Genomic DNA, 1064 nt, shown 5'->3' with positions numbered 1-1064 from the left:
CGACGGTGTTGTCGGCCAGCCCGCGATACAGGGTCTCCACGAGGTCGGCGGCGGTGAAGTACCGCACTTTGTGTCCGGCGTGCACTGCGGCGATCCCCAGCCCGATCAGGGTGTGACTCTTGCCAGTCCCGGCTGGGCCGATCAAGGCCAGGTTGTGTTGGGCCCGAACCCATTCCAGCGAGGACAGGTATTCGAAGGTGTTGGCCGGGATGGACGATGCGGCCACGTCGAACGATTCCAGGGTTTTGGTGAGCGGGAACCCGGCAGCTTTGAGTCGGTTGCGGATGTTGGAGGCATCACGAGCGGCGATCTCGGCTTCGACCAGGGTCCGCAGTACTTCTTCGGGTGTCCACCGCTGAGTTTTCGCGGTGAGCAGCACCTCGGGTGCGGTGCGGCGGATCGAGGCCAGTTTCAATCGGCGTAGCGCGTGGTCGAGGTCGGCCGGTAGTGGCGGCACTGTTTGGGGTGCAACTGATGTCGATGTTGTGGTGGTCATGACACCTCCTTGTCGCCGGCGCCGAGCTTGTAGGCATCCAGCGAGCGGGTGGGCGCGGTAGGCAGATGCCCGAGCAGTGCTGTGCCGGCCGGTCGCGGGTTGGGGGTGCCGGCTCCGGCATCGAGGATCGAACGCACATCGGCGGCCTTGAACCGTCGGAACGCCACCGCCCTGGTCAGAGCGGTGAGCACCTGTTGATGGCCGTGGGAGGTGACCAGGCCGAGGATGTCATCGAGTTCACCGCCCAGGCGGGTGTTGCCGATCGCCGCGGCACCGACCAGGAACTGCTCAGCAACCTCACCGAGAGCGCAGAACTGTTTCTCCACCGCAGTTTTGGGTCGTGGTGCACGACTGGGCGGTGTGCGTGGCCCCCCGTAGTGGTCGTCGTTGAGGACGACCTCTCCGGGTGCGGCCAGCAGATGTTCGGCAACCATCTCACCGGAGGCGGGTTCGGCGATCAGGAGCCGCTCACCGTCCTGGATGAGGGTCACGGTGGTGCCGATGAGCCGGTTGGGTACCGAGTAGCGGGCCGAGGCGTACCGGATACACGAGAGGCGATCGACCTTAC

Annotated in this window: 1 protein-coding gene and 1 pseudogene; both read right to left on the bottom strand. The window is 65.4% G+C overall.

Going from position 1 to position 1064, the window contains the following annotated elements; genetic code table 11:
- On the bottom strand, positions 1 to 496 hold a 496-nt coding region (locus NWF34_RS25235; RefSeq protein WP_258326396.1), incomplete at its 3' end, for an ATP-binding protein.
- Positions 493 to 1064: pseudogene (locus NWF34_RS25230) on the bottom strand (IS21 family transposase); the annotation flags it as partial. The pseudogene NWF34_RS25230 and the gene NWF34_RS25235, both read right to left, overlap by 4 nt.

Origin of the sequence: Gordonia sp. GONU (assembly GCF_024733855.1) — a bacterium.
Lineage (GTDB): Bacteria > Actinomycetota > Actinomycetes > Mycobacteriales > Mycobacteriaceae > Gordonia > Gordonia amicalis.
The sequence above is the reverse complement of the archived record's forward strand: the minus strand, read 5'-3'. Positions and strand labels throughout refer to the sequence as shown.